23 protein-coding genes are annotated in these 20,922 nt (G+C 62.3%); 16 read left to right on the top strand and 7 right to left on the bottom strand.

From position 1 onward, the window contains the following. Positions 1-46 precede the first annotated feature (46 nt). Positions 47-1,147, top strand: a complete 1,101-nt coding sequence (hemH, locus tag HF027_RS12865) for a ferrochelatase (RefSeq protein WP_168016297.1) — start codon at positions 47-49, stop codon at positions 1,145-1,147. 105 nt (positions 1,148-1,252) lie between these two features. Here hemH and HF027_RS12860 read toward each other — a convergent pair whose 3' ends face one another. The 6 genes from HF027_RS12860 to HF027_RS12835 are packed head-to-tail and all read right to left on the bottom strand — an operon-like array spanning position 1,253 to position 7,094. After that, complete coding sequence (locus HF027_RS12860) at positions 1,253-1,645, bottom strand: Na+/H+ antiporter subunit G (RefSeq protein WP_168016295.1); 393 nt, start codon at positions 1,643-1,645, stop codon at positions 1,253-1,255. 14 nt (positions 1,646-1,659) lie between these two features. Next, positions 1,660-1,929: a K+/H+ antiporter subunit F gene (locus tag HF027_RS12855; protein ID WP_168016293.1), complete on the bottom strand. Its 270-nt coding sequence runs from the start codon at positions 1,927-1,929 to the stop codon at positions 1,660-1,662. Next, positions 1,923-2,420, bottom strand: coding sequence for a Na+/H+ antiporter subunit E (locus HF027_RS12850; protein ID WP_168016291.1), 498 nt, complete (start codon positions 2,418-2,420; stop codon positions 1,923-1,925). Before HF027_RS12850 ends, HF027_RS12855 begins: the two co-directional genes overlap by 7 nt. Continuing rightward, complete coding sequence (locus HF027_RS12845; RefSeq protein WP_168016289.1) at positions 2,417-3,934, bottom strand: monovalent cation/H+ antiporter subunit D; 1,518 nt, start codon at positions 3,932-3,934, stop codon at positions 2,417-2,419. The genes HF027_RS12850 and HF027_RS12845 overlap by 4 nt, the downstream gene beginning before the upstream one ends. Next, positions 3,934-4,281 (bottom strand): Na+/H+ antiporter subunit C, encoded by a 348-nt coding sequence (locus HF027_RS12840; RefSeq protein ID WP_168016287.1) that lies wholly within the window; start codon positions 4,279-4,281, stop codon positions 3,934-3,936. The genes HF027_RS12845 and HF027_RS12840 overlap by 1 nt, the downstream gene beginning before the upstream one ends. Beyond that, on the bottom strand, positions 4,281-7,094 hold the full coding sequence (locus HF027_RS12835; protein WP_168016285.1) for a monovalent cation/H+ antiporter subunit A: 2,814 nt from the start codon (positions 7,092-7,094) through the stop codon (positions 4,281-4,283). Before HF027_RS12835 ends, HF027_RS12840 begins: the two co-directional genes overlap by 1 nt. A gap of 237 nt (positions 7,095-7,331) precedes the next feature. Here HF027_RS12835 and HF027_RS12830 point away from each other — a divergent pair, with 237 nt between their 5' ends. From HF027_RS12830 to HF027_RS12780, 11 genes are all read left to right on the top strand, one after another. Further along, positions 7,332-9,677, top strand: a complete 2,346-nt coding sequence (locus HF027_RS12830) for a putative monovalent cation/H+ antiporter subunit A (RefSeq protein WP_168016283.1) — start codon at positions 7,332-7,334, stop codon at positions 9,675-9,677. Further along, entirely contained in the window at positions 9,670-10,140 is a 471-nt protein-coding gene (locus tag HF027_RS12825; protein ID WP_168016281.1) for a Na+/H+ antiporter subunit B, read from the top strand. The genes HF027_RS12830 and HF027_RS12825 overlap by 8 nt, the downstream gene beginning before the upstream one ends. Positions 10,141-10,158: 18 nt before the next feature. Then, positions 10,159-10,506 carry a Na+/H+ antiporter subunit C gene (locus HF027_RS12820; RefSeq protein ID WP_168016279.1) on the top strand — a complete coding sequence of 116 codons (348 nt, stop codon included), beginning with the start codon at positions 10,159-10,161 and terminating at the stop codon, positions 10,504-10,506. Next, complete coding sequence (locus HF027_RS12815; RefSeq protein ID WP_168016277.1) at positions 10,503-12,020, top strand: Na+/H+ antiporter subunit D; 1,518 nt, start codon at positions 10,503-10,505, stop codon at positions 12,018-12,020. The genes HF027_RS12820 and HF027_RS12815 overlap by 4 nt, the downstream gene beginning before the upstream one ends. Continuing rightward, entirely contained in the window at positions 12,017-12,490 is a 474-nt protein-coding gene (locus HF027_RS12810) for a Na+/H+ antiporter subunit E (RefSeq protein WP_168016275.1), read from the top strand. Before HF027_RS12815 ends, HF027_RS12810 begins: the two co-directional genes overlap by 4 nt. An 18-nt stretch (positions 12,491-12,508) precedes the next feature. Beyond that, positions 12,509-12,778, top strand: coding sequence for an MrpF/PhaF family protein (locus tag HF027_RS12805; protein ID WP_168016273.1), 270 nt, complete (start codon positions 12,509-12,511; stop codon positions 12,776-12,778). After that, on the top strand, positions 12,771-13,178 hold the full coding sequence (mnhG, locus tag HF027_RS12800; protein ID WP_168016271.1) for a monovalent cation/H(+) antiporter subunit G: 408 nt from the start codon (positions 12,771-12,773) through the stop codon (positions 13,176-13,178). Before HF027_RS12805 ends, mnhG begins: the two co-directional genes overlap by 8 nt. A gap of 159 nt (positions 13,179-13,337) precedes the next feature. Next, entirely contained in the window at positions 13,338-13,490 is a 153-nt protein-coding gene (locus tag HF027_RS15770; RefSeq protein ID WP_168016269.1) for a DUF2256 domain-containing protein, read from the top strand. Further along, entirely contained in the window at positions 13,487-14,911 is a 1,425-nt protein-coding gene (locus HF027_RS12790; protein WP_168016267.1) for a DASH family cryptochrome, read from the top strand. Before HF027_RS15770 ends, HF027_RS12790 begins: the two co-directional genes overlap by 4 nt. Beyond that, positions 14,911-15,375 carry a DUF3429 domain-containing protein gene (locus HF027_RS12785; RefSeq protein WP_245184795.1) on the top strand — a complete coding sequence of 155 codons (465 nt, stop codon included), beginning with the start codon at positions 14,911-14,913 and terminating at the stop codon, positions 15,373-15,375. The genes HF027_RS12790 and HF027_RS12785 overlap by 1 nt, the downstream gene beginning before the upstream one ends. Positions 15,376-15,463: 88 nt before the next feature. Continuing rightward, the gene (locus HF027_RS12780) at positions 15,464-16,780 is read left to right on the top strand and encodes a lytic murein transglycosylase (protein ID WP_168016265.1); all 1,317 of its coding nucleotides are present in this window, start codon (positions 15,464-15,466) and stop codon (positions 16,778-16,780) included. Between the two features lie 6 nt (positions 16,781-16,786). Here HF027_RS12780 and HF027_RS12775 read toward each other — a convergent pair whose 3' ends face one another. Then, entirely contained in the window at positions 16,787-17,500 is a 714-nt protein-coding gene (locus HF027_RS12775; protein ID WP_168016263.1) for a 16S rRNA (uracil(1498)-N(3))-methyltransferase, read from the bottom strand. A 104-nt stretch (positions 17,501-17,604) separates the two neighbouring features. Here HF027_RS12775 and phaR point away from each other — a divergent pair, with 104 nt between their 5' ends. The 4 genes from phaR (at position 17,605) to HF027_RS12755 (ending at position 20,888) form a co-directional block, all read left to right on the top strand. After that, on the top strand, positions 17,605-18,087 hold the full coding sequence (gene phaR / locus HF027_RS12770; protein WP_168016261.1) for a polyhydroxyalkanoate synthesis repressor PhaR: 483 nt from the start codon (positions 17,605-17,607) through the stop codon (positions 18,085-18,087). Positions 18,088-18,171: 84 nt separating this feature from the next. Next, positions 18,172-19,458 (top strand): phosphoribosylamine--glycine ligase, encoded by a 1,287-nt coding sequence (purD, locus tag HF027_RS12765; RefSeq protein ID WP_168016259.1) that lies wholly within the window; start codon positions 18,172-18,174, stop codon positions 19,456-19,458. 99 nt (positions 19,459-19,557) lie between these two features. Next, positions 19,558-20,016, top strand: coding sequence for an acyl-CoA thioesterase (locus HF027_RS12760; protein WP_168016257.1), 459 nt, complete (start codon positions 19,558-19,560; stop codon positions 20,014-20,016). Continuing rightward, positions 20,016-20,888: a phosphoribulokinase gene (locus HF027_RS12755; protein ID WP_168016255.1), complete on the top strand. Its 873-nt coding sequence runs from the start codon at positions 20,016-20,018 to the stop codon at positions 20,886-20,888. The genes HF027_RS12760 and HF027_RS12755 overlap by 1 nt, the downstream gene beginning before the upstream one ends. The last annotated feature ends 34 nt before the right edge of the window (positions 20,889-20,922 follow it).

Raw genomic sequence — 20,922 nt, 5'->3', positions numbered from 1 at the left:
GATAAGCTGTCGATCCATCAGTCGGTCACGTTACAAGGATTTCTCGATGCCCCCCGCTACACCTCGCGCTTCTGCCGTTTCCCTCGACCAGCCAGGTGAGGGTCGCCTCGCACATGCCAGTGCCGACCATCCGCCGGTACCGCGCAAGAAAGTGGGTGTGGTGCTGGCCAATCTGGGCACGCCTGATGCCACCGACTACTGGTCGATGCGTCGCTATCTGTCGGAGTTTCTGTCCGATCAGCGCGTCGTCGATTACTCCCGTTGGCTGTGGCAACCGCTCTTGCAGGGCATCATCCTGACACGGCGCCCGTTCATCTCTGGCAAGGCCTATCAAAGCATCTGGAACACCGAGCGCAATGAAAGCCCGCTGCTGATGATCACTCGCGAGCAGGCCGAAAAGGTCGCCGAGCGTCTCGACGCGGCCTTCGGCGATCAGGTCGTGGTCGATTTCTGCATGCGATACGGCAACCCCTCCACCTCAAGCGTGATCCGCAAGTTGCATGAGCAGGGCTGCGAGCGGTTGCTGTTCTTTCCGCTCTACCCGCAATACGGTTCACCGACCACGGCGACGGCCAATGATGAAGTCTTTCGTACGCTGATGACGCTGAAGTGGCAGCCGGCGCTACGTACCGTACCGGCCTACTTCGATCGTCCGGACTATATCGCGGTACTGGGAGGGTCGATCCAGGCCGCTTATGAGCGTGCCGAGGCCGATCAAGGTGGTCGGCCCGAGGTGTTGGTGGCGTCCTATCATGGGGTGCCCGAGCGCTACCTGCTCGACGGTGATCCCTACCACTGCCAGTGTCATAAGACCACGCGGCTGGTGAAGGAGCACCTGGATATGGCGGATGACGAGATCGTCACGGCCTTTCAATCCAAGTTCGGACCCGAGAAATGGGTGGGGCCGGCGACCGTTGATAAGGTCGAAGAGCTTGCTCGTGCCGGCAAGAAGCACATTGCGGTGATCTCACCGGCCTTCGCCTCGGATTGTGTCGAGACCCTTGAAGAAGTGCAGCAGGAGATCCGTGAGGCTTTTCTCGCCGCCGGTGGCGAGACCTTTACCTATGTGCCGTGCCTAAACGCGGATGAGGCGCATATCGATGTGCTAACGGCGATTACCAGGCAGGAGCTCGGCGGCTGGCTCTAGTGGCGGCGAAAGACACGTGCTCACCAACCCTCCAATGACAAAGGCCTCGGACGAATGTCCGGGGCCTTTCGTGTCTTTCTTTCGTGCCTTTTTGTGCCGGGGCGCTCAGCCATGGCCCTTGTCTGGGTGAGGTACTGGCTTCTCGCCGACTTCCTCCCGGTATAGCTCCACCGGCTTGCCGCGGGTCTTCTCGGCATGCGTGAGTTTCAGGTGCAGACCGGTCTTGGCGAGCAGGTGGGCGGAGACGGGGGCGGTGATGAAGAGGAAGAGGGTGATCAGCATTTCCTGCACGACCGGCTGACCCGCGGTGACACCGAAGTAGAGCATCGAGGCGCTCAGGATGCAGCCGATGCCCAGCGTGGTGGCCTTGGTGGGTCCATGCAGGCGCATGTAGAAGTCTCTGAGGTGTGCCATCCCCAGCGAGCCGATGAAGGCAAAGGCACCGCCAGCGATCAGCAGCAACGAGATGACGCCTTCAAGCATCACATACCAGTTCATGATGATCTCCTTGCTTATTCGATGATGTCGCCACGCAGCAAGTACTTGCATACCGCCACGGTACTGATGAAGCCGAGCATGGCAATGAGCAGCGCCGCCTCGAAGTACGTCTTGGTGTTTAACCACAGCCCCATCATTACGATCAGGGCAATGGAATTGACGTACATGGTGTCCAGCGCCAGCAAGCGGTCGGGCATCGAGGGGCCGACGATCATGCGATAGACGTTCAGGGCAAGGGCCATCAGGATCAGTGCCTGGCTGATCCAAAGCGCAGTATCTAGCATTCGTAGATCTCCTTGAGCGGCTGCTCGTAGCGCTCGCGAATCTCGTCGATCAGCGCCTGTTCATCGGCGACATCCAGGGCATGGATCAGCAGGGTGCGGCCGTCCATACGCAGGTTGGCCGATACCGTCCCCGGTGTCAGGGTGATGGTGTTGGCCAGCAAGGTGATGGTGAAACGCTCCTCGAGCATCAGTGGATACTCAACGAACGTCGGGCGCATGCGCCGCCAAGGGTTCAAGATCAGCCAGGACACTTCCACGTTCGCACGGATGATGTCGCCCAGCAGTCGCAGTATGTAGCGCAGCAGTAGTCCGGGTTTCTTGACACTGGGTTGGACGTCCCAGAAGCGTCGGCTGAGCAATGGGATAGCGATGGCCAGCAGGCTACCCAGCAGCAGGTGAGCAAAGGAGACGCTACTTACCAACATCAGCCAGACGACCAACAAGAGGATCGACAGTAGTGGCGTGGGAAGCCAGGAGCGGGGCATGATCATGCATCACCTCCGTTGGCATGGTCTGGCAGCAGAGAGCGGATATGCGGCGTGGGTGAGCTGAGCTGCTCGGCGGTGGCCTGGGTATAGTCGCTGACCGGGCCGGCCAACAGGACCAGCAGCGGCGAGGCGCCAAGCAACCAGATGACACCGAAGAGCTGACGCTTACCCAGCGCCAGTTCGCTGGGCTCGCCTTCGTGGCTACGCCAGAACAAGGTAGAACCCGCACGGGATAGGGCGATCAAGGAGCAAAGCCCGACGAGCAGCAACAGTGACCATAGCCAAGGCTGCTGGGAGGGTGTTGCGGCTGTCATCAGCAAGGCCTTGCCGATGCCGCCGGATAGTGGCGGCAGGCCTGCAACGGCGGTAGCGCCAAACAGGAACAAGATGGCCAGCAGTCCACCATTTCTCAGCGGACGGCCCTTGACCAGACGGCTCCCGGCCTTGCCGCGCTGCAGCCCGATCAGCTCGGCGAGCAGGAAGAGGCCGCCGGTGACCAGAGTGGTGTGGATCAAATAGTAGAGCAGGGCACCTGTCGCCTCGGGCGTCCGCATGCCGATGCCAGCAAGCAAGGTGCCGACCGAGACCAGTACCAGGTATGCCACCAGCAAACGCAAGTCTCTGGCGGCCAGCACAGCCGGCGCCGAGACCGCCAGAGTGCCTAGTCCTAGCCACCATACCCAGGGCTGCTCAAGCGCCGTCAAAGGGCCTGCCAGGTCGCCGAAAATCAGATAATAGACCCTGAGAATCGCATAGATACCGACCTTGGTCATGATCGCGAACAGTGCGGCCACTGGCGCCGGTGCGGAGGAATAGGCCCGTGGCAACCAGAAGTAGAGCGGCAGGATCGCGGCCTTGAGGCCGAAGACGACCAGCAGAAGCAGGGCACCTGCGCTGACCAGCCCGGCGCGCTCGCTTTCGAGCTCGGCGAGGCGTACGGCCATGTGCGTCATGTTAAGGGTGCCCGTGGCGCCATAGAGCACGCCAACCGCGATCAGAAACAATGCCGAGCCGGCCAGGTTGAGCACGACATAATGCAGGCCTGCCTGAATACGTGCCTTGCCGCCGCCATGCATCAGCAGGGCGTAAGACGCCAGTAGCAACACCTCGAAGAAGACGAAGAGGTTGAACAGATCACCGGTCAGGAAGGCGCCATTGATGCCCATCAGCTGGAACTGGAAGAGCCCGTGGAAATTGCTGCCCTGCTCATCGTCACCGGCACTGGCGAAGACCACGCAGCCTAATGCGAGTACGGCCGTCAGCAGGACCATCAGTGCCGACAGGCGATCCAGCACCATGACGATGCCGAAGGGCGGCTGCCAGCCACCCAGTGCGTAGTAGTCGACCTCACCACCGCTTGCCTTGCCGAGCAGGGCGATAGCGACGAGCATCAGCAAGGCGGTGCTGCCGACGCCCAGGGCGCGCTTGATGCGGGTGCTGCCGTGACGGCTGATCAGTAGCAGGATACCGCTGATCAGGGGGATCACGATGGGCAGTACGATCAGATGTTGCAGCATCAGCGGCGCTCCTCTCGCGGCTCATCGGTCTGACGGCCATCGACATGGTCATTGCCCATGTCGCCGCGGGCACGCATGGCCAGAATGACCGCGAAGGCGGTCATGGCGAAGCCGATCACGATGGCGGTCAGCACCAGCGCCTGGGGCAGCGGGTCAGCGTAGTCACCGGGACCATCGATGATGACGGCTCCATTGGTGGTCAGCCCGCCCATCGAGAACAGGAAGAGGTTGACCGCATACGATAACAGCGTCAGGCCGACCACGACCGGAAAGCTGCGCCCGCGCAGGGTAAGGAAGAGGCCACAGGCGGTGAGGATGCCAGTGGTAATGGCATACAGGCTTTCCATCAGCTTTTCTCCTTGCTGGTGGCGGTCTGGGTATTCTTGGAGGGGCGATGAGGGGTGGTTACCTTGCCAAGGTTGGCAAGGATCATCAGGGTCGCACCGACCACTGCCAGATAGACGCCAAGGTCGAAGAGCATGGCGGTGGCCAGCTCGAATTCGCCGATCAGTGGCAGCTTGAAATGGCCAAAGGCGGAGGTCAGGAAAGGCCGGCCGAACAGCCAGCTACCCAGCCCAGTGAGTGTCGCCACGGCGACGCCGCCGATGGCCACCGGCTGGTAGGGAAAGTCCAGCCGACTCTGTGTCCATTCCACGCCGCGGGCCATGTAGATCAGAATCAGTGCCACAGCGGTTACCAGGCCTGCGATGAAGCCGCCGCCAGGCTGATTGTGGCCGCGCAGGAAGATGAATACTGATACCAGCAACGCCAGCGGCAACAGCCATTGAGAGATGCTGGTCAGGATCATCGGGTAGCGATCCGGGGACCAGACTCGGCCCTCACCGTCACTGTGCGGCATGAACAGCCGCAACCGGTTGAGCAGCTTGAAGATCGCCAAACCGGCGATCGCCAGAACCGTGATCTCCCCCAGCGTATCGAAACCACGGAAGTCGACCAGGATGACATTGACCACGTTATGGCCGCCACCGCCGGGCACACTATTGGCGAGGAAGAAACTCGAGATGCTGTCGGTTTCGCGGGTCAGTACCGCATAGTTGAGGCTCGCCACCACCATGCCCAGGGCGCTGGCCAGGGCGATATCACGGATGGTGCGGTGAGCGGAGGATTCTCGAGGCGTCTTCTGGGGGAGAAAGAACAGCGCCAGCATCAGCAGAATCATGGTCACTACTTCGACCGAGAGTTGGGTCAGCGCTAAGTCTGGCGCCGAGAAACGCGCGAAAGTCAGTGAGACCAACAGCCCCACCACCGACAGCATCAGCAGCGAAATCAGGCGATAGCGGTGGGTTACCACGGTGCCGACGGCGCCGAAGATCAGCAGTGCCGCGCCGACGATCAACATGCCGTCGAGTTCACCCTCGGCTCGGCTGCCGGCTAGATGTGGCAGGTCAAACAGCCCCAGGGTGGCAAGCAGCAGTGCCGCACCGAGCAGCAGGCTCATGTAGCGTTGCAGCGAGCCATTTTCCATCCGAGTGGTCAGAGCCTGGCTGCGAACCACCAGGCGTTGGATGCTGCCCTCGAAGATTTGTCGTGCATCGGTGATGCCGAACTGGCGCACGAACCGGCGAATTGAGGGGTGGATACCGTAGAGCATGATACCGGCTGCCAGGGCGATCACACTCATTGCCAGCGGGAGGTTGAGGCCGTGCCAGATGGCCAGGTGGAAGTCGAAAGACTCACCCAGCACCGCCTGGGTGGCAATATCGAGCAAGCCGGTCGCCGTTACCGCAGGTAATAGCCCAACGACAACACAGAGAATCACCAGAAATGCCACTGGTGCGCGCATGAGCCAGGGGGGTTCATGGGGAAACTTGGGCGGCGCGGCCTTGGCTGGCTTGAAGAAGACGGCATGCACCATGCGCAGCGAGTAGGCCACCGAGAGGACGCCGCCGAAGGTCGCCAGCAGCGGCAATAGCCAACCGAGTCCGCCGAGCAGACTGGCATTCACCGTCTCGGTGAAGAACATCTCCTTGGAGAGGAAGCCGTTGAGCAGTGGCACCCCGGCCATCGAGGCGGCCGCCACGGTCATCAGCAGGGCGGTCACCGGCATGGCCCGTCGCAGACCGCCCAGCTTGCTGATATCCCGTGTGCCGGTCTCGTGATCGATGATCCCCGCACTCATGAACAGCGCCCCCTTGAAGGTCGCGTGGTTGAGGATGTGAAAGAGCGCCGCGAGGATCGCCATTGGGCTACCGATGCCCAATAGGGCGGTGATCAGCCCCAAATGGCTAACGGTCGAGAAGGCCAGGATGCCCTTGAGGTCGGTCTTGAGGAGCGCGAACCAGGCGCCGTACAGCATGGTGGCCATCCCGACAAGCGTCACGACCACTGACCATAGCTCACTGCCGGCGATGGCGGGATGCAGGCGTGCCATCAGGAAGATGCCGGCCTTGACCATGGTCGCCGAGTGCAGATAGGCGGAGACCGGTGTGGGGGCTGCCATGGCGTGGGGTAGCCAGAACTGGAAGGGGAACTGCGCCGATTTGGTGAAGGCACCCAACAGCACCAGGCCCAGCATCATGGGGTAGCGCGGATCAGCAAGGATGACATCGGCACTGCTGAGTACCACGTTCATGTCGAAGCTGCCGACCATGTCGCCGAGCAGCAGTAGCCCCGCCAGCAGTGCGAGACCGCCGGCGCCGGTCACGGTCAGCGCCATGCGCGCGCCCTTGCGTGCATCACTTTGGTGTGACCAGAAGCCGATCAGCAGGAAGGATGAGAGACTGGTCATTTCCCAGAACAGCCACAGCAGCAGCAGGTTGTCGGCCATCACGATGCCGACCATGGACGCCATGAACAGGATCAGATAGGCGTGGAAGCGCCCAAAGGGTTCTTCCGGAGAAAGGTAGTAGTGTGCGTAAAGCAGGATCAGCAGTCCGATCCCGAGAATCAGTATGTTGAACAGTACCGACAGACCATCAAGCCGGAAGGCCAGGTCGAGGCCCAGGGCGGGGATCCATTCGGCGGCAAAGCGCAACGTTTCGCCGGCTGCAAGCTCTGATACCTGGCCGAAGGTCAGCAAAAGGGCCAGCGCGGGCAATAGTGCGGTGGCCAGAGAGCAGAAGCGTCGTCCGCGCCGCTCGGTGAGCACGGGCACCAGTACCCCTAGCAGGGGTAGCAAGACTATCCACAGCAATGTCATCGATTGGTCTTCCTGCATGGGTCTGGAGTTAGAGAACACGAGGCACGTCGGCGAGACGGAATAATGGCCGGTCTTGGCCGAGTTGCCTGCCTTCCCATGGCTTAATCGCTTGCTACTTTACCTCAAAGCAAGCTCGGTCGCTGCCACCTTGCCTTTTAAGATGTTATCTCTATAGACTGGCCTCGCTGACCAGACTGGGTAGCATAACTGGCAATCTTGACCGGCGAGGAGGGCTAAATGCAAACAGCCGTGCTGGGAGGATTCGTGGCGGCAGCCATGGCCCCGCTGCTCCATCGCTGGTTTGGCTCTCGGGCGCCTTTGGTCATGTCCCTGCTGCCGGCCTCCCTGGCCGTCTGGCTCATCGGTCAGTGGCCAGTGATCGCGTCCGGCGATGTCCTGCTTCTTGAGCAGGCCTGGGTGCCGGGCCTCGATATTACCCTGACCTTCATGATCGATGGCCTCGCCTGGCTGTTCGCGATGCTCATTACGGTAATCGGCGCTTTGGTGCTGGTCTACACGGGGGAGTATCTTCGCGGCCACCGTGATCTGCCTCGCTTCCTGGTGGTGATCACCGCCTTCATGATGTCGATGCTTGGCTTGGTGCTTGCCGACAACCTGGTCACGCTCTTCGTGTTCTGGGAACTCACCAGCATCACCTCTTACCTTTTGATCGGCTTTAACCACACGGACCTCGCCGCGCGCAAAGCCGCTCTCCAGGGACTGCTGGTCACCGTCGGTGGCGGTTTGGCGCTGCTTGCCGGCTTCGTGCTGTTGGCCCTGGCCGGTGACAGCTGGTCGCTGCACGAACTCGTCCAGCGCGGCGATCTCCTGCGCGGCCACGACCTCTATACCCCTCTGCTGATCTGCGTGCTGCTGGGCGCCTTTACCAAATCGGCACAGTTTCCCTTCCACTTCTGGCTGCCTAATGCCATGGCGGCCCCTACGCCGGTCTCCGCTTATCTGCACTCGGCGACCATGGTCAAGGCGGGGGTCTACCTGCTCGCCCGATTGCACCCGGCCCTGGGCGGCACGGAGAGCTGGGTGATCACTCTCTCCTTGGTCGGGGCTGTGACCATGGCCACTGGCGCCTTCCTGGCGATGCAGCACACCAATGTGAAGAAACTGCTGGCCTACTCCACGGTGATGGGGCTTGGCACCCTGACCATGTTGCTCGGTATCGGCACCGAGAAAGCCCTGGTGGCCTTCGCGGTCTTCTTGCTGGCGCACTCGCTCTATAAGGGGGCGCTGTTCATGGTGGCCGGTATTCTTGATCACGAGACCGGCACCAAGGACGTCACGGCGATGGGCGGGCTGCGCCATCTCATGCCGGCGACTGCCATCGTTGCCGGGGTCGCCGGGCTGTCGTTGGCGGGCCTGCCGCCCCTGCTGGGCTTCGTGGGCAAGGAGCTGATGCTGACATCGGTGCTTGAGTCGTCTTCTTGGCGCCTTCTGATTCTGCTGCTGGCCTTCACGGCGGCTTTCCTGACCCTGGCGGTGGCGGCGATCATTGTTCTGCGGCCCTTCTTCGGCAAGCGCCAAGACACGCCCCGTCCCCCTCATGATCCCTCTCGTGTCATGCTGGCAGGCCCCGGGCTGCTGGCCGCACTGTCGCTGCTGTTCGGTCTGGTGCCGGGGCTGCTTGATCCAGTGGTGGGCGCTGTCGTCGCAGGCATTGGGGCGCCTGAGGCCAAGGTTCACCTGGCGCTGTGGCATGGCCTTAACCTGCCGCTCGCGCTGTCGCTAGCAAGCCTCGCGCTGGGGCTTACGACCTATCGCTTCTGGGATCGGCTGCGCGCTGGGCTGACCCGCCTCGCGCCTCTGACACGCCGCGGGCCCGAAGCCGGTTACGATGCGTTGATGGCGGGGCTGGTGATCCTGGCGGACGGGCAGACCCGCTTCCTGCAGAACGGCTATATCCGCAATTATCTGGTGATGACGTTGCTGGTGCTGTTAGGCCTTGTGGGTCACGCGTTTTTCTTTCGGCACGGCCTGGCCCCCGATGTGACGCTGTCGATCTACTTTCACGAGGCGGTAACTGCTGGGCTGATGATCGCCGGTGCTGTGGCGGCCTGCGTGATGCGCTCGCGCCTGGCGGCGGTAGCCGCGCTAGGTGTCATGGGCTTCTCCATTGCTCTGACCTTCGTGCTCTTCAGCGCGCCAGACCTGGCCATTACCCAGTTGCTGGTGGAGACGCTGACGGTGATCCTGCTGGTGCTGGTGCTGTTTCGCCTGCCACACTTCGCCACCCTGTCCACCCCTACCGAGCGTCTGCGGGACCTGTTAGTGGCAAGTCTCACCGGAGGGCTGATCACGCTGCTGATGCTCGCGGTGCTCTCCGGCGAGCGACTGCCGCGAATCTCGGACTACATGGTCGCCAACAGCCAACCTCTGGGGCATGGCCACAATATCGTCAACGTCATTCTGGTGGATTTCCGGGCGCTGGATACGCTGGGGGAAATGTTCGTTCTGGCCCTGGCCGCCATCGGGGTCTTTGCGATGCTGCGCTTCCATGCCGCGCCGGGCGAAGGCGTTGACCGTGACGGACGACGCAATCTTGCGTCGACGGAGGATGACCATGGGTAGGTCGGGCACCCTGATCCTCAATGTGGCGGCACGCCTGCTGCTGCCGCTGCAACTGCTGTTTTCGATGTTCCTGCTGCTGCGGGGCCACGACGAGCCGGGTGGTGGCTTTATCGCCGGGCTGGTGGCATCGGGCGCCTTCGCGCTCTACCTGTTTGCCCAGGGGCCACGTGCCCTGAGTGAGATGCTCAAGGTGTCACCCCGTGATCTGATCGGCATGGGCTTGCTGCTAGGGGTGCTGTCGACGCTTCCCGCCTGGTGGGCCGGCGACCCCTTCTTCACCGCCCAGTGGTGGACGATTCCGATCATCGACTTCAAGGCCTCGACGCCCCTGATCTTCGATATTGGCGTCTATCTGGTGGTGGTGGGGTCGGTACTGACCGCCATTACCGCTCTGGTCGAGACTGATCAGGACGAATATGACCCGACCGACTACGACCAGGCCGACCACGACCAGACCCATTAGGACGGTTAAGGAGATCCCATGGAGCCTTTGATGGCCATCACCATCGGCATCCTGTTTGCCGCCGCTATTTACATGATGCTGCGACGTTCGATCGTCAAACTGGTGATCGGACTGATTCTGCTCTCGAATGCCGCCAACCTCTTGATCTTCGCTACGGCGGGGATGGTGCGGGGCGCCCCGCCCCTGGTGCCGAAGGGAATGACCGCCCCCGAGGCGGCGGTGGCTGACCCATTGCCTCAGGCGCTGGTGCTTACGGCGATTGTCATCGCCTTTGGGGTGCTATCCTTCGCCGTGGTGCTGGTGCGCCGTGCCTGGGAAATCGTGGGCGCCGATGATCTGGATCAGATGAAGGATACGGACACATGATGCCCCAGGTCGCATTGCCGATTCTCATCCCGCTGTTCGCGGGAGCCGTGTCACTGGTGTTCTGGCGCTCCCGGGGCATGCAGCGATTCATCGCGGTGGCCGGGACGGCCGGCCTGCTGGCCACCAGCCTGTGGCTGCTGGCCACCGTACAGGGCGACGGCATCCAGGTCATGCACATGGGCGGCTGGGCGGCTCCCTTCGGTATCAGCCTCGTGGCCGACCTGCTGGGCGCCATCATGGTCGTGCTCACCGGCATCATCGGTTTCGCGGTGGCGCTCTTTTCGTTGGCAACGGTCGGCCGCGGTCACGAAGCCTATGGCTACTTTCCCCTGTTGCATCTGCTGCTGGCAGGCGTCGCCGGTGCCTTTCTCACCGGTGATATCTTCAACCTCTACGTCTGGTTTGAAGTGATGCTGGTGGCGTCCTTTGCGTTGCTGATCCTCGGTAGTGAGAAGGCGCAGATGGAAGGGGCGATCAAGTACGTCACGCTTAACCTGGTGTCCTCTGTGATCTTCCTGGTCGCGGTGGGGCTGCTCTACGGCATGGTGGGGACGCTCAACATGGCCGACATTGCCCGCCGGCTCGCGACCCTCGAAGATGACGGCATGGCCGATGTCCTGGCGATGATGTTCATGGTGGCCTTTGGCATCAAGGCCGCTGCCTTTCCCCTGTTTTTCTGGCTGCCGGCTTCCTACCATACCCCGCCGGTGGCCGTCTCGGCGTTGTTTGCCGCCCTGCTGACCAAGGTCGGGGTCTATGCGCTGTTTCGGGTTTTCACGCTGATCTTTCACCACAGTCCGGGCTATACCCACGAGATCCTGCTGTGGGGCGCCGGCCTGACCATGCTGTCTGGCGTGCTGGGGGCGGCGGCGCAGTTCGAATTCCGGCGCATCCTGTCGTTCCATATCGTCAGCCAGATCGGGTACATGCTCCTGGGGCTGGCCTTGTTCACGCCTCTGGCCCTCATCGGTGGGGTCTTCTACATCGTCCATCACATCATCGTGAAGACGACGCTCTTCCTGATCAGCGGCATCGTTCACCGGGTGAGCGGGAGCTATCAGCTCGCGGCCCTCGGGGGTTTCTATCGCAGCCATCCGTGGCTGGCCGTGCTGTTCCTGATTCCGGCGCTGTCGCTTGCCGGTATGCCGCCCCTGTCCGGTTTCTTTGCCAAGTTCATCGTTATCCGGGCCGGTATCGAAGCCGAGGCCTATGGCGTTACCTTTATCGCGCTGCTCGTGGGGTTACTCACGCTGTACTCGATGATCAAGATCTGGGCCGAGGTGTTCTGGAAGGCATCACCCGACGAAGAGGGCGATGGCCCCCCTAAGGCGGTCGACCAGCGGGAGATGTGGCTCATGGCCACGCCGGTGGTGGGGCTGGCGCTCTGTACCCTGTTCATCGGCCTCAACGCCGAGCCCCTCTATAATCTGGCCGAGGCTTCTGCAGGGCAGCTGTTGGCGCCCGAGCGCTATATTCAGGCCGTGCTCGGCACAAACGGGGAGGAAATGCCATGACCGGAGCCGCCTGGAACCTGCTGCTCGGCCTGGCCTGGGTGGTGCTTACCGGCGACTTCAGCGGGGGCAGCCTGCTGGCAGGGCTGATCTTCGGCTATCTGGCGCTGGCGCTGATCCAGCCTCAGGTGCCGGCGCTGGCTGGCTATGCTCAGTGGCTGCCGCGCCTGATCCGCTTTGTCGGGTTTTTCCTCAAGGAGCTGGTGGCGGCCAATCTCAAGGTTGCCTACGACATCGTGACGCCGCCCTGGTACATGACCCCGGGAGTGATCGCCATGCCCCTGAAGGCCAAGACTGAGTTCGAGATCGCCTTCGTCGCCAACCTGATCTCGCTGACACCGGGGACCCTGAGCCTGGACGTGTCCGATGATCGGCGCGTGCTCTATATCCATGCCATGTTCCTGGACGATGAGCCGGCACTTCGGCGCAGCCTGGCCGAGCTGGAGCGCCGCGCCCTGGCCCTGTTTCACTAGCGACGTGAGGAGAGTCCCTTGTCGAACATCATCCTTGTGAGTCTTGCCATGATGGCACTGGCGCTTTGCCTGGCCTTCGCGCGCCTCTATCGCGGCCCTAGCCTGCCGGATCGGGTGGTGGCACTGGAGCTCTTCTCGGCAATTCTGGTCGGCATGATTGGCCTGATCGCCATCGCTACCGATGTTCCGAGCCTTTTGGATGTGGCCATCGTCATGGCGCTGATGGCTTTCATGGCCACCATCGGTTTCGCCCGTTTCCTTGAGCGAGGAGGGCCGCGGGATGATTGAACTTCTCGAGAACATTCTGATCCTGACCGGGTCCGCTTTCATGCTGGTGGCCGCCCTCGGGGTACTGCGTCTGCCCGACCTGCTGACCCGCATGCACGCCACCACCAAGGCCGCGACCCTGGGCGCCTCGCTGATCATGCTGGCGGTGGCGCTGCATTTCGCCGTCGAGGCCGTGGTGGCCAGGGCCTTCGGGGTCATACTCTTCCTCTTGCTGACCGCGCCGGTGGCGGCTCATGTGATCGGGCGGGCGGGATACTTCGTCGGTACGCGCCTGTGGAGCGGTACGGTCAAGGATGAGCTCAGGCCCAATTATGATTCGGTCACCCATCGGCTCAGCAGTCATCGGGAGACCGATGCCAATGCCGCTCCTGTCCCCGGTGAGTCCGATGAAACCGGCTGAAACGGCATCTCATTGCATCCTGCCCTGATAATGGCCGCCTTCGGGCGGCCTTCTTCGTGATGCCTTCCTGGCGGGGAATTATCATGTACAATACATGTACTGAATAATATTCCTGTCCAATTATGTGGGCCCGCCGTCGGGTGAGGCCAAGGTGGTGGCATGCGATGCAAGGCCGAGCTTCCTGTCAAGACCTGTCGTCAGTGCGAGCGTCCTTTCCGCTGGCGCCGCAAGTGGGCCCGCTGCTGGGATGAGGTGCAGCATTGCAGCGAGCGCTGTCGCCGCGAGGCGCGCCGCGCCAGGCGGTCGGCATGAGTCCAGAACTTGTGTGGCTGAGAGACGACCTGCGCCTGGCCGATAATCCGCTCTTTCACTTTGCCTCGCCGCCGGCTGCACTGGTGTGCGTCTACGTGCTCGACGAGCGGTGGTTCTCCCCTCTGGCCTCTGGGTTATCAGCGCGACGCATAGGGCCAGCCCGCTTGAGCTTTCTCTGGCAGAGTCTGATTGCCCTGCGCGGCGAGCTACTGAAGCGGGGCGGCGATCTGCTGGTGCGTGTCGGCGACCCGTCGGCGGCCATCGCCGAGCTTGCCAGCTCATTGAAGGTCTGTTGCGTGCATGTGCGCGATGCCCCGGGTCATGACGAGATGGACGACCTGACGCGGCTGGCCGAGCGCCTGCCCGCCGACTGTGAGCTTCGTCGCTGCGAAGGCGGTACCCTGTTCGAAAAAGCGGCGCTGCCCTTTACGCTTGAGGCGCTGCCGGGCAGTTTTTCGGCCTTTCGCCGTCGTATGGAGAAGGCATGGTCGGTGCCTCCGGCGCGCTCTGCTCCGATCACCCTGCCGCTTTGGCCGCAACAGGCACCCCGCGGCTTGCCACCCCTCAAGGATCTCTGCACTGAGGCGGCCGCCTGGCGTGCCGACCCTCGTGGTGAATTCCGCTTCCTGGGCGGAGAAGAAGTCGCTCAAGCGCGGCTCGAGCACTATCTCTGGCACAGCGGTGCCATCACTCGCTACAAGCAGACTCGTAATGGTCTGCTGGGCGCCGAGTTTTCGACACGGCTGTCGCCCTGGTTGGCCGTTGGCTGCCTGTCGGCGCGGCAGGTCCACGATCACGTCCGGGCATGGGAAAGCGACCATGGCGCCTGTGAGTCGAGTTATTGGGCCATTTTCGAACTCATGTGGCGTGAATATTTCCACTGGGCCGCGCGCCAGGCCAAAGCGGGACTTTATGGCCCCCGGGCGCTTCCCGAGCCACCTGCGGCGTTCCACGACTGGTGTCGTGGCGAGACCGGTGTGCCCTTTATCGATGCCGGCATGCGCGAACTCGCGTCCACTGGCTGGCAGTCCAATCGGGTACGCCAGAATGTGGCAAGTTTCCTTGTCCATGACCTGGGCGTGGATTGGCGGCTAGGCGCTGCCTGGTTCGAGCATTGTCTGATTGACTTCGATGTTGCCAGCAACTGGGGAAACTGGGGGTATGTGGCCGGTGCCGGCCGTGAGGCGAGCCGCGGACACTATTTCAATGTGCTCTGGCAGGCTCGCCGCTACGACCCGGCCGGCGACTACGTGAGTCACTGGCTACCAGAGCTTGTGGGCCTGGCCGAGGGAGAGGCGCGCCATCAGCCCTGGCGTGCCGCCCCGCAGGTCTTCTCTGCGCCGATGGTTTCACCTGCCGCCTGGGACGATGAGCAGATACCGTTGCGAGGTGCCAGTAGCGATTCTTCCAAGGAGACCTGATGCCTGTTCTTTTACGTAATGATGTTAGCCGTCTCCCCGTCATGCTTGGCCTTTCCGGCCTATTGCCATTCGTGGCGGCGACCCTTGCCGCGTGGTGGGCACCGCTGACCTGGCAGGCACCGGTGGTCACCGCCTTTCTTTATTACAGCGCGGTGATACTTTCCTTTCTCGGCGGCATCCATTGGGGGCTTGCCATGGGGCGGGACGCGCCAGCGCCCGCTGCCTTTCGTGGCCGCGTGCTGTTGAGCATGGCGCCTAGTCTGATTGCCTGGCCAGCCCTCTTGTGGGGAGGGATGCCGGGCGCCATGTTGCTGATGCTTGGTTTCATGGCGGTGCGCGGTTATGAAGCAAGTGCTGCAGGGGGCGCTGGGCTGCCTGGCTGGTATCGACGCTTGCGTAACGTGCTGACCGCGGTGGTGGTGGCCTGTCACCTGGCGGTGATTCTCAGGTTGTGGCTTGGCTAGCGATGACAAAAACGCTAAGGCTGGTGGTGCAGGTGGATCTGCGCGATGATGCCCGCTTTACCCCGTGATGATGGAGTATCGCCCCGCCATGCGCAGGATCCTCGTATGCTCGTTGCTGCTGAGCAGCCTGGTTGGCTGCCAGAGCAGTCAGTCGACTGACGCTCTGGCTCAAGACCAGACACCGCTAAAGGCCCAAGCCCCGGCGCAAGCGCAGGCTCAGTCTGACGATCGGGCGGCAAGGGCCGCTGATGCCGGTCAGGATAAGCGCGATGCACAGGCGGAGTCGCCAGCATCCTTCGACGCCTGGCTCGCTGATTTCAGGCGTGAAGCGAGGGCCAGAGGGATCGCCGAGTCGACCCTTGATCGAGCCCTTGCCGATATTCGCTACCGGCCCAAGATCCTCGAGTACGACCGTGCCCAACCCGAGTTCGTGCGTCCCATCTGGCAGTATCTGGATACGGCCGTGTCGTCGACCCGCGTGAGCAACGGTCGCGAGCGTCTGGCCGAGCACCGTGCCACGGCCGAGCGCATGACCAGCGGCTACGGTGTGCCCGCCGAGGTGGTAGTCGCGATCTGGGGGGTGGAGAGCAACTACGGCAGCAACTTTGGCAGCTTCTCGACGCTGGACTCCCTGGCAACGCTGGCCTTCGATGGTCGTCGTCGCGACTTCGCCCATGACGAACTGATCGCGGCACTGAAAATCATCGAGAGCGGTGATATCGCGCCTGAACGCATGATCGGCAGCTGGGCCGGTGCCATGGGGCACACGCAGTTCCTGCCTTCAAGCTATCTTGCCTATGCCAAGGACGGCGACGGTGATGGCCGGCGCGATATCTGGGGTAGCATTCCCGATGTCATGGCCTCTACTGCCAACTACCTGGCCCGGGCCGGCTGGCAGGCCGGCGAGCCCTGGGGCATCGAAGTGCGGCTGCCGGCCGATTTCGACTACTCCCAGACCGAACTGGCGACCCGGCGGTCAAGCGAGGCATGGGCCCGTCAGGGCGTGCGCGCCATGGGCTCGGAAACGCTGCCAACACTCAACAATGCATCGATTCTCGCGCCAGCTGGCGCCCGGGGTCCCGCCTTTCTGGTCGGCCGCAACTATCGCGCCATCCTGCGCTATAACAATGCCACCAGCTATGCGTTGGCGGTAGGTACGCTTTCGCGTCGTATCGCGGAAGAGCCGGGCATACGTGCTGACTGGCCGCGACAGGAGACACCGCTTTCCAGAGCACAGGTGCGCGAACTGCAGCGCGCCCTCAATGCTCGCGGCTTCGCGACCGGTACCCCAGACGGCATCATGGGGCCCAACACCCGCGCTGGGTTACGTGCCTACCAAGCGTCCCAGGGGCTGACACCGGATGGTTTCGCGACAGTGTCGCTGCTTGAGGGCCTGCAGAAATAAGGCCGCTCAACCAAGCCGTGCCAGCAGGGCGACGACCGCCGTCTCGACCCGCAGGATCCGGCTGCCCAGGTGAATGCCTTGGCAGCCGGCTGCCAGTAACGCCTCTACCTCATAGGGAATAAAACCGCCCTCGGGTCCCACCACCAGGGTGGCGGGTGCATTGAGTCCGCGAGGGCAGGCCGCTTCCATGCCGGGATGAGCCAGTAGCCCTTGGCGCCCACTGAGCTGGGCCGGCAGGCGATCTTCGACGAAGGGCTTGAAGTGGGTTTCCAGGGATACCTCGGGCAGCACCGTATCGCGTGCCTGCTCAAGCCCTAGCACCAGGTGCTGGTGTATCTTTTCCTCTGAGAGCTCGGGCGATTGCCAGTAGCTCTTCTCCACCCGCCGGGTGTGCAGCAGGGTGATGCGCTTCACGCCCAAGGCCGTGACGTGCTCAAGTGAGCGTGCCAGCATTCGCGGGCGTGGCAGGGCGAGCACCAGTTCGATATCCAGTGCCGGCGGTGGCGCCTGGTCGAGGGCGTCGAGTGTGAAATGGGCGCCATCGTCATTCAGCGTGACCAGCCGGCCGCGACCCAGGGCGCCGCCGCGCAGGCCAAGCGTCAGCTCATCACCTGGGCGGGCACGATGTACCTCGCGCAGGTGACGCAAGCGTCTGGGGTCGCGCACCCAGACGTGGTGGTCGTCGGTCAGGTCGGCGGGATCAAGCAAAATCAGGTTCATGGGGCCTCGGCGGCGCACAGCGGATGACAGATAGATGACGACGGTGGCTAGAACGTCGGACGCGGTGCACAATACCAGCAAAGTCGAGAACAGGAGCACCGTCCGTGCGCGTGATTCGCAAGTATGCCAACCGCAGGCTCTATGATACCGAGCAGAGCCGCTATGTAACCCTGGAAGACCTGCGCAACCTGATCATTGAGGAAGTGCCCTTTCGCGTCGAAGATGCTAAGTCCGGAGAGGACCTGACGCGTACCATTCTGTTGTCGATCATCATCGAGCAGGAGCAAGCGGGCGGCGACTCCGAGGTGTTCTCCAACGATCTGCTGGCCCAATTCATACGTGTCTACGACATGGCACAGCCACTGCCACTGGCCCGGTACCTGGAGCAGGGTACCCACCTGATGCTCGAGCAGCAGCAGCGCATGCAGGATCAGTGGAAGGAGGCCATGCGCCATACGCCGATGGAAATGATGCGCGAGATGGCCGAGGAAAACATGCGCTTCTGGCAGAAGACCTTTAATCAGGAGCCCAGGAGCAGTGGCAAGGACGGCAAATCCGAAAACGACACCAGCGGCGACAAGGACTGAGCCTCGATACGGGCGGTGGCTTTTCTGGCATAATGCCCCGCAAAATTCGCATTATCCTCACCCAACAGTCGAGCAAGGTTGAAGATGAAGGTTCTGATCATCGGCGGCGGCGGCCGCGAACATGCCCTGGCCTGGAAGGTCGCTCAGTCTTCTCACGTTGAAACGGTCTACGTGGCACCCGGCAATGCCGGCAGCCTAATCGAGCCCAAGGTCTCCAATGTCGATATTGCGGTGACCGACCTTGAGGGGCTTGAAACCTTCGCCCGTGATCACGGCATCGAACTGACCATCGTCGGCCCCGAGGCGCCGCTGGTCGCGGGCGTTGTCGACCGCTTCCAGGCCGCCGGGCTCGCGATCTTCGGCCCGACCCAGGCTGCCGCCCAGCTCGAAGGGTCCAAGTCCTTTACCAAGGACTTCCTGGCTCGCCATGACATTCCCAGTGCGGATTATCAGACCTTTACCGCCGTTGAACCGGCACTTGAGTATCTCGCCAAAAAGGGCGCCCCGATCGTCATCAAGGCCGATGGCCTGGCCTCCGGCAAGGGGGTGATCGTTGCCATGACGAAGGTCGAGGCCGAAGCGGCGATCCGTGACATGCTCGAGGCCAATGCCTTCGGTGATGCCGGGGCACGGGTGGTGATCGAGGAGTATCTTGAGGGTGAGGAAGCGAGTTTCATCGTCATGGTGGACGGCGAACATGTGCTGCCGATGGCGACCAGCCAGGATCACAAGCGTGCCGGCGATGGCGATACAGGTCCCAATACCGGCGGCATGGGGGCCTATTCGCCGGCTCCGGTCGTCACCGAGGCGGTCTATCAGCGCATCATGGATGAGGTGATTCTGCCTACGGTCAAGGGCATGGCCACCGAGGGTCATCCCTATACCGGCTTTCTCTACGCGGGGTTGATGATCGACAAGACCGGCGCCCCCAAGGTGATCGAATACAATTGCCGCTTTGGTGACCCGGAAACGCAGCCGATCATGATGCGACTCGAATCCGATCTGGCAGCCCTATGCCTGGCGGGCACCCGCGGCGAGCTTGATCGCGCGACCATCGAGTGGGATCCCCGCATCGCGGTAGGCGTGGTGCTGGCGGCCGGCGGCTATCCAGGCAGCTATCGCAAGGGCGATGTGATCGATGGCATCGAAGCCGCTGAGGATACTGGCTGTCGGGTGTTCCATGCCGGTACGGCTCTGGACGACCAAGGTCGTGTCGCGACCAGTGGCGGACGCGTGCTATGTGTAACCGCCTTGGGGGATACGGTGGCCATTGCTCAGGCGCTTGCCTATGAAGGCGTTTCCTCCATCGACTGGACCGATATGAGCTATCGCAACGATATCGCCTTCCGCGCCATCGCAAGGGGGCGCTGATCGCCTAAGCGTATCGCCTACGGCCAGGTTCAAAGCACGCTATCCCGCGCTCCTGGGCCTTAGCCTCGGCGCCCGGCAGTGCCACGACAGGGAGTTGATATGTCACGAGTCCGCCTGGCGTTTCCGGAAGACGCCATCCTGCACCGCCACTCCCTGTCGGTACGCATCACCGATATGAATTATGGGCGCCACCTGGGGCACGATGCCCTGGTGTCGCTGCTGCACGAGGCCAGAACCCAGATGCTGGTGTCCCGGGGGCTCCGGGAATGGGATATCGGCGGCTATCCCAGTGTCGTCGCCGACCTTGCCATCCAGTATCAGGGCGAAGCCGCCTGGCCCGACATGCTGGTCGTCGAAACGGCGATTCCCCCCGTCGAAGGCAAGTCGCTTTGTGTTTATCACCGTGTACTGCGTGAGCACGACCAGCGCCCCGTGGCGACTGCCAGGCTCAACCTGGTGTTGGTTGACGCCGATGTCGGCAAATCGGTCGCGGTCCCCGAGTCTGTGCAAGCTGCGCTTTCACCCGCTTCGTCCTATCATCCTGAGAGTGGCGCCTGATGTCCCGGGAATATCCAATCATCGCCGTGACCGGCTCCAGCGGAGCAGGAACCACCACGGTGCGTCGCACCTTCGAGCGCATGTTCACTCGTGAGGATGTACATGCCGCGACCGTCGATGGCGACGCCTTTCACCGCTACACCAAGGATGAATTGGCGCGAATCTTCCGCGAGGAGCCCGAGCGCACCGACGAGCTGTCTCATTTCGCGGTAGAGGCCAACCTGCTTGATCGGCTCGAGGCGCTGTTTCAGGAATATGGCGATCAGGGTGCCGGCACTTACCGCCACTATATCCATGCCGAAGACAAGCGCATGATCGAGCAGGGCCACCAGATCGGCACCTTTACCGATTGGCAGCCGCTACCCAGTGGCACGGATCTACTGTTCTACGAGGGGCTTCATGGTGGCCTGGTCACGCCTGATCATGACATTGCGCGCCACGTCGACTTGTTGGTAGGCGTGGCGCCCACCATGAACCTCGAGTGGATCCAGAAGATCGATCGTGATACCAAGCTGCGCGGCTATTCTCAGGAAGCGGTGATCGACACCATTCTTGGGCGCATGCATGACTATGTGCGCTATATACAGCCACAGTTCTCGCGCACGCACATCAATTTCCAGCGGGTGCCCACGGTGGATACCTCCAACCCTTTCGAGGTTCAGGATATCCCCACCGATGCCGAGTCTTTCGTGGTGATCCGTTTTCGCGATCCGTCCACGGTGGACTTTCCCTACCTGCTGGCCATGATTCAGGATGCCTTCATGAGCCGTCCCCACACCCTGGTGGTGCCCGGGTCACGCATGCCATTGGCCATGGAGTTGATTCTGGGCCCCCTGGTCCGTCACTTGTTGGCCCAGCGACGTTTTCGTTAAGCCATTCAGTCGTGCGAACCACCTGGGCCGGACG

It is taken from the genome of Halomonas salinarum (assembly GCF_012062845.1).
GTDB lineage: Bacteria > Pseudomonadota > Gammaproteobacteria > Pseudomonadales > Halomonadaceae > Onishia > Onishia salinarum.
This window is presented reverse-complemented; position numbering and strand designations above follow the sequence as displayed.

Excerpts from the sequence above, each read along its gene's own strand:
- hemH (WP_168016297.1), top strand. The coding sequence starts at position 47 with ATGCCCCCCGCTACACCTCGCGCTTCTGCCGTTTCCCTCGACCAGCCA.
- HF027_RS12860 (WP_168016295.1), bottom strand. The coding sequence starts at position 1,645 with ATGAACTGGTATGTGATGCTTGAAGGCGTCATCTCGTTGCTGCTGATC.
- HF027_RS12855 (WP_168016293.1), bottom strand. The coding sequence starts at position 1,929 with ATGCTAGATACTGCGCTTTGGATCAGCCAGGCACTGATCCTGATGGCC.
- HF027_RS12850 (WP_168016291.1), bottom strand. The coding sequence starts at position 2,420 with ATGATCATGCCCCGCTCCTGGCTTCCCACGCCACTACTGTCGATCCTC.
- HF027_RS12845 (WP_168016289.1), bottom strand. The coding sequence starts at position 3,934 with ATGCTGCAACATCTGATCGTACTGCCCATCGTGATCCCCCTGATCAGC.
- HF027_RS12840 (WP_168016287.1), bottom strand. The coding sequence starts at position 4,281 with ATGGAAAGCCTGTATGCCATTACCACTGGCATCCTCACCGCCTGTGGC.
- HF027_RS12835 (WP_168016285.1), bottom strand. The coding sequence starts at position 7,094 with ATGACATTGCTGTGGATAGTCTTGCTACCCCTGCTAGGGGTACTGGTG.
- HF027_RS12830 (WP_168016283.1), top strand. The coding sequence starts at position 7,332 with ATGCAAACAGCCGTGCTGGGAGGATTCGTGGCGGCAGCCATGGCCCCG.
- HF027_RS12825 (WP_168016281.1), top strand. The coding sequence starts at position 9,670 with ATGGGTAGGTCGGGCACCCTGATCCTCAATGTGGCGGCACGCCTGCTG.
- HF027_RS12820 (WP_168016279.1), top strand. The coding sequence starts at position 10,159 with ATGGAGCCTTTGATGGCCATCACCATCGGCATCCTGTTTGCCGCCGCT.
- HF027_RS12815 (WP_168016277.1), top strand. The coding sequence starts at position 10,503 with ATGATGCCCCAGGTCGCATTGCCGATTCTCATCCCGCTGTTCGCGGGA.
- HF027_RS12810 (WP_168016275.1), top strand. The coding sequence starts at position 12,017 with ATGACCGGAGCCGCCTGGAACCTGCTGCTCGGCCTGGCCTGGGTGGTG.
- mnhG (WP_168016271.1), top strand. The coding sequence starts at position 12,771 with ATGATTGAACTTCTCGAGAACATTCTGATCCTGACCGGGTCCGCTTTC.
- HF027_RS15770 (WP_168016269.1), top strand. The coding sequence starts at position 13,338 with ATGCGATGCAAGGCCGAGCTTCCTGTCAAGACCTGTCGTCAGTGCGAG.
- HF027_RS12790 (WP_168016267.1), top strand. The coding sequence starts at position 13,487 with ATGAGTCCAGAACTTGTGTGGCTGAGAGACGACCTGCGCCTGGCCGAT.
- HF027_RS12785 (WP_245184795.1), top strand. The coding sequence starts at position 14,911 with ATGCCTGTTCTTTTACGTAATGATGTTAGCCGTCTCCCCGTCATGCTT.
- HF027_RS12780 (WP_168016265.1), top strand. The coding sequence starts at position 15,464 with ATGCGCAGGATCCTCGTATGCTCGTTGCTGCTGAGCAGCCTGGTTGGC.
- HF027_RS12775 (WP_168016263.1), bottom strand. The coding sequence starts at position 17,500 with ATGAACCTGATTTTGCTTGATCCCGCCGACCTGACCGACGACCACCAC.
- purD (WP_168016259.1), top strand. The coding sequence starts at position 18,172 with ATGAAGGTTCTGATCATCGGCGGCGGCGGCCGCGAACATGCCCTGGCC.
- HF027_RS12760 (WP_168016257.1), top strand. The coding sequence starts at position 19,558 with ATGTCACGAGTCCGCCTGGCGTTTCCGGAAGACGCCATCCTGCACCGC.
- HF027_RS12755 (WP_168016255.1), top strand. The coding sequence starts at position 20,016 with ATGTCCCGGGAATATCCAATCATCGCCGTGACCGGCTCCAGCGGAGCA.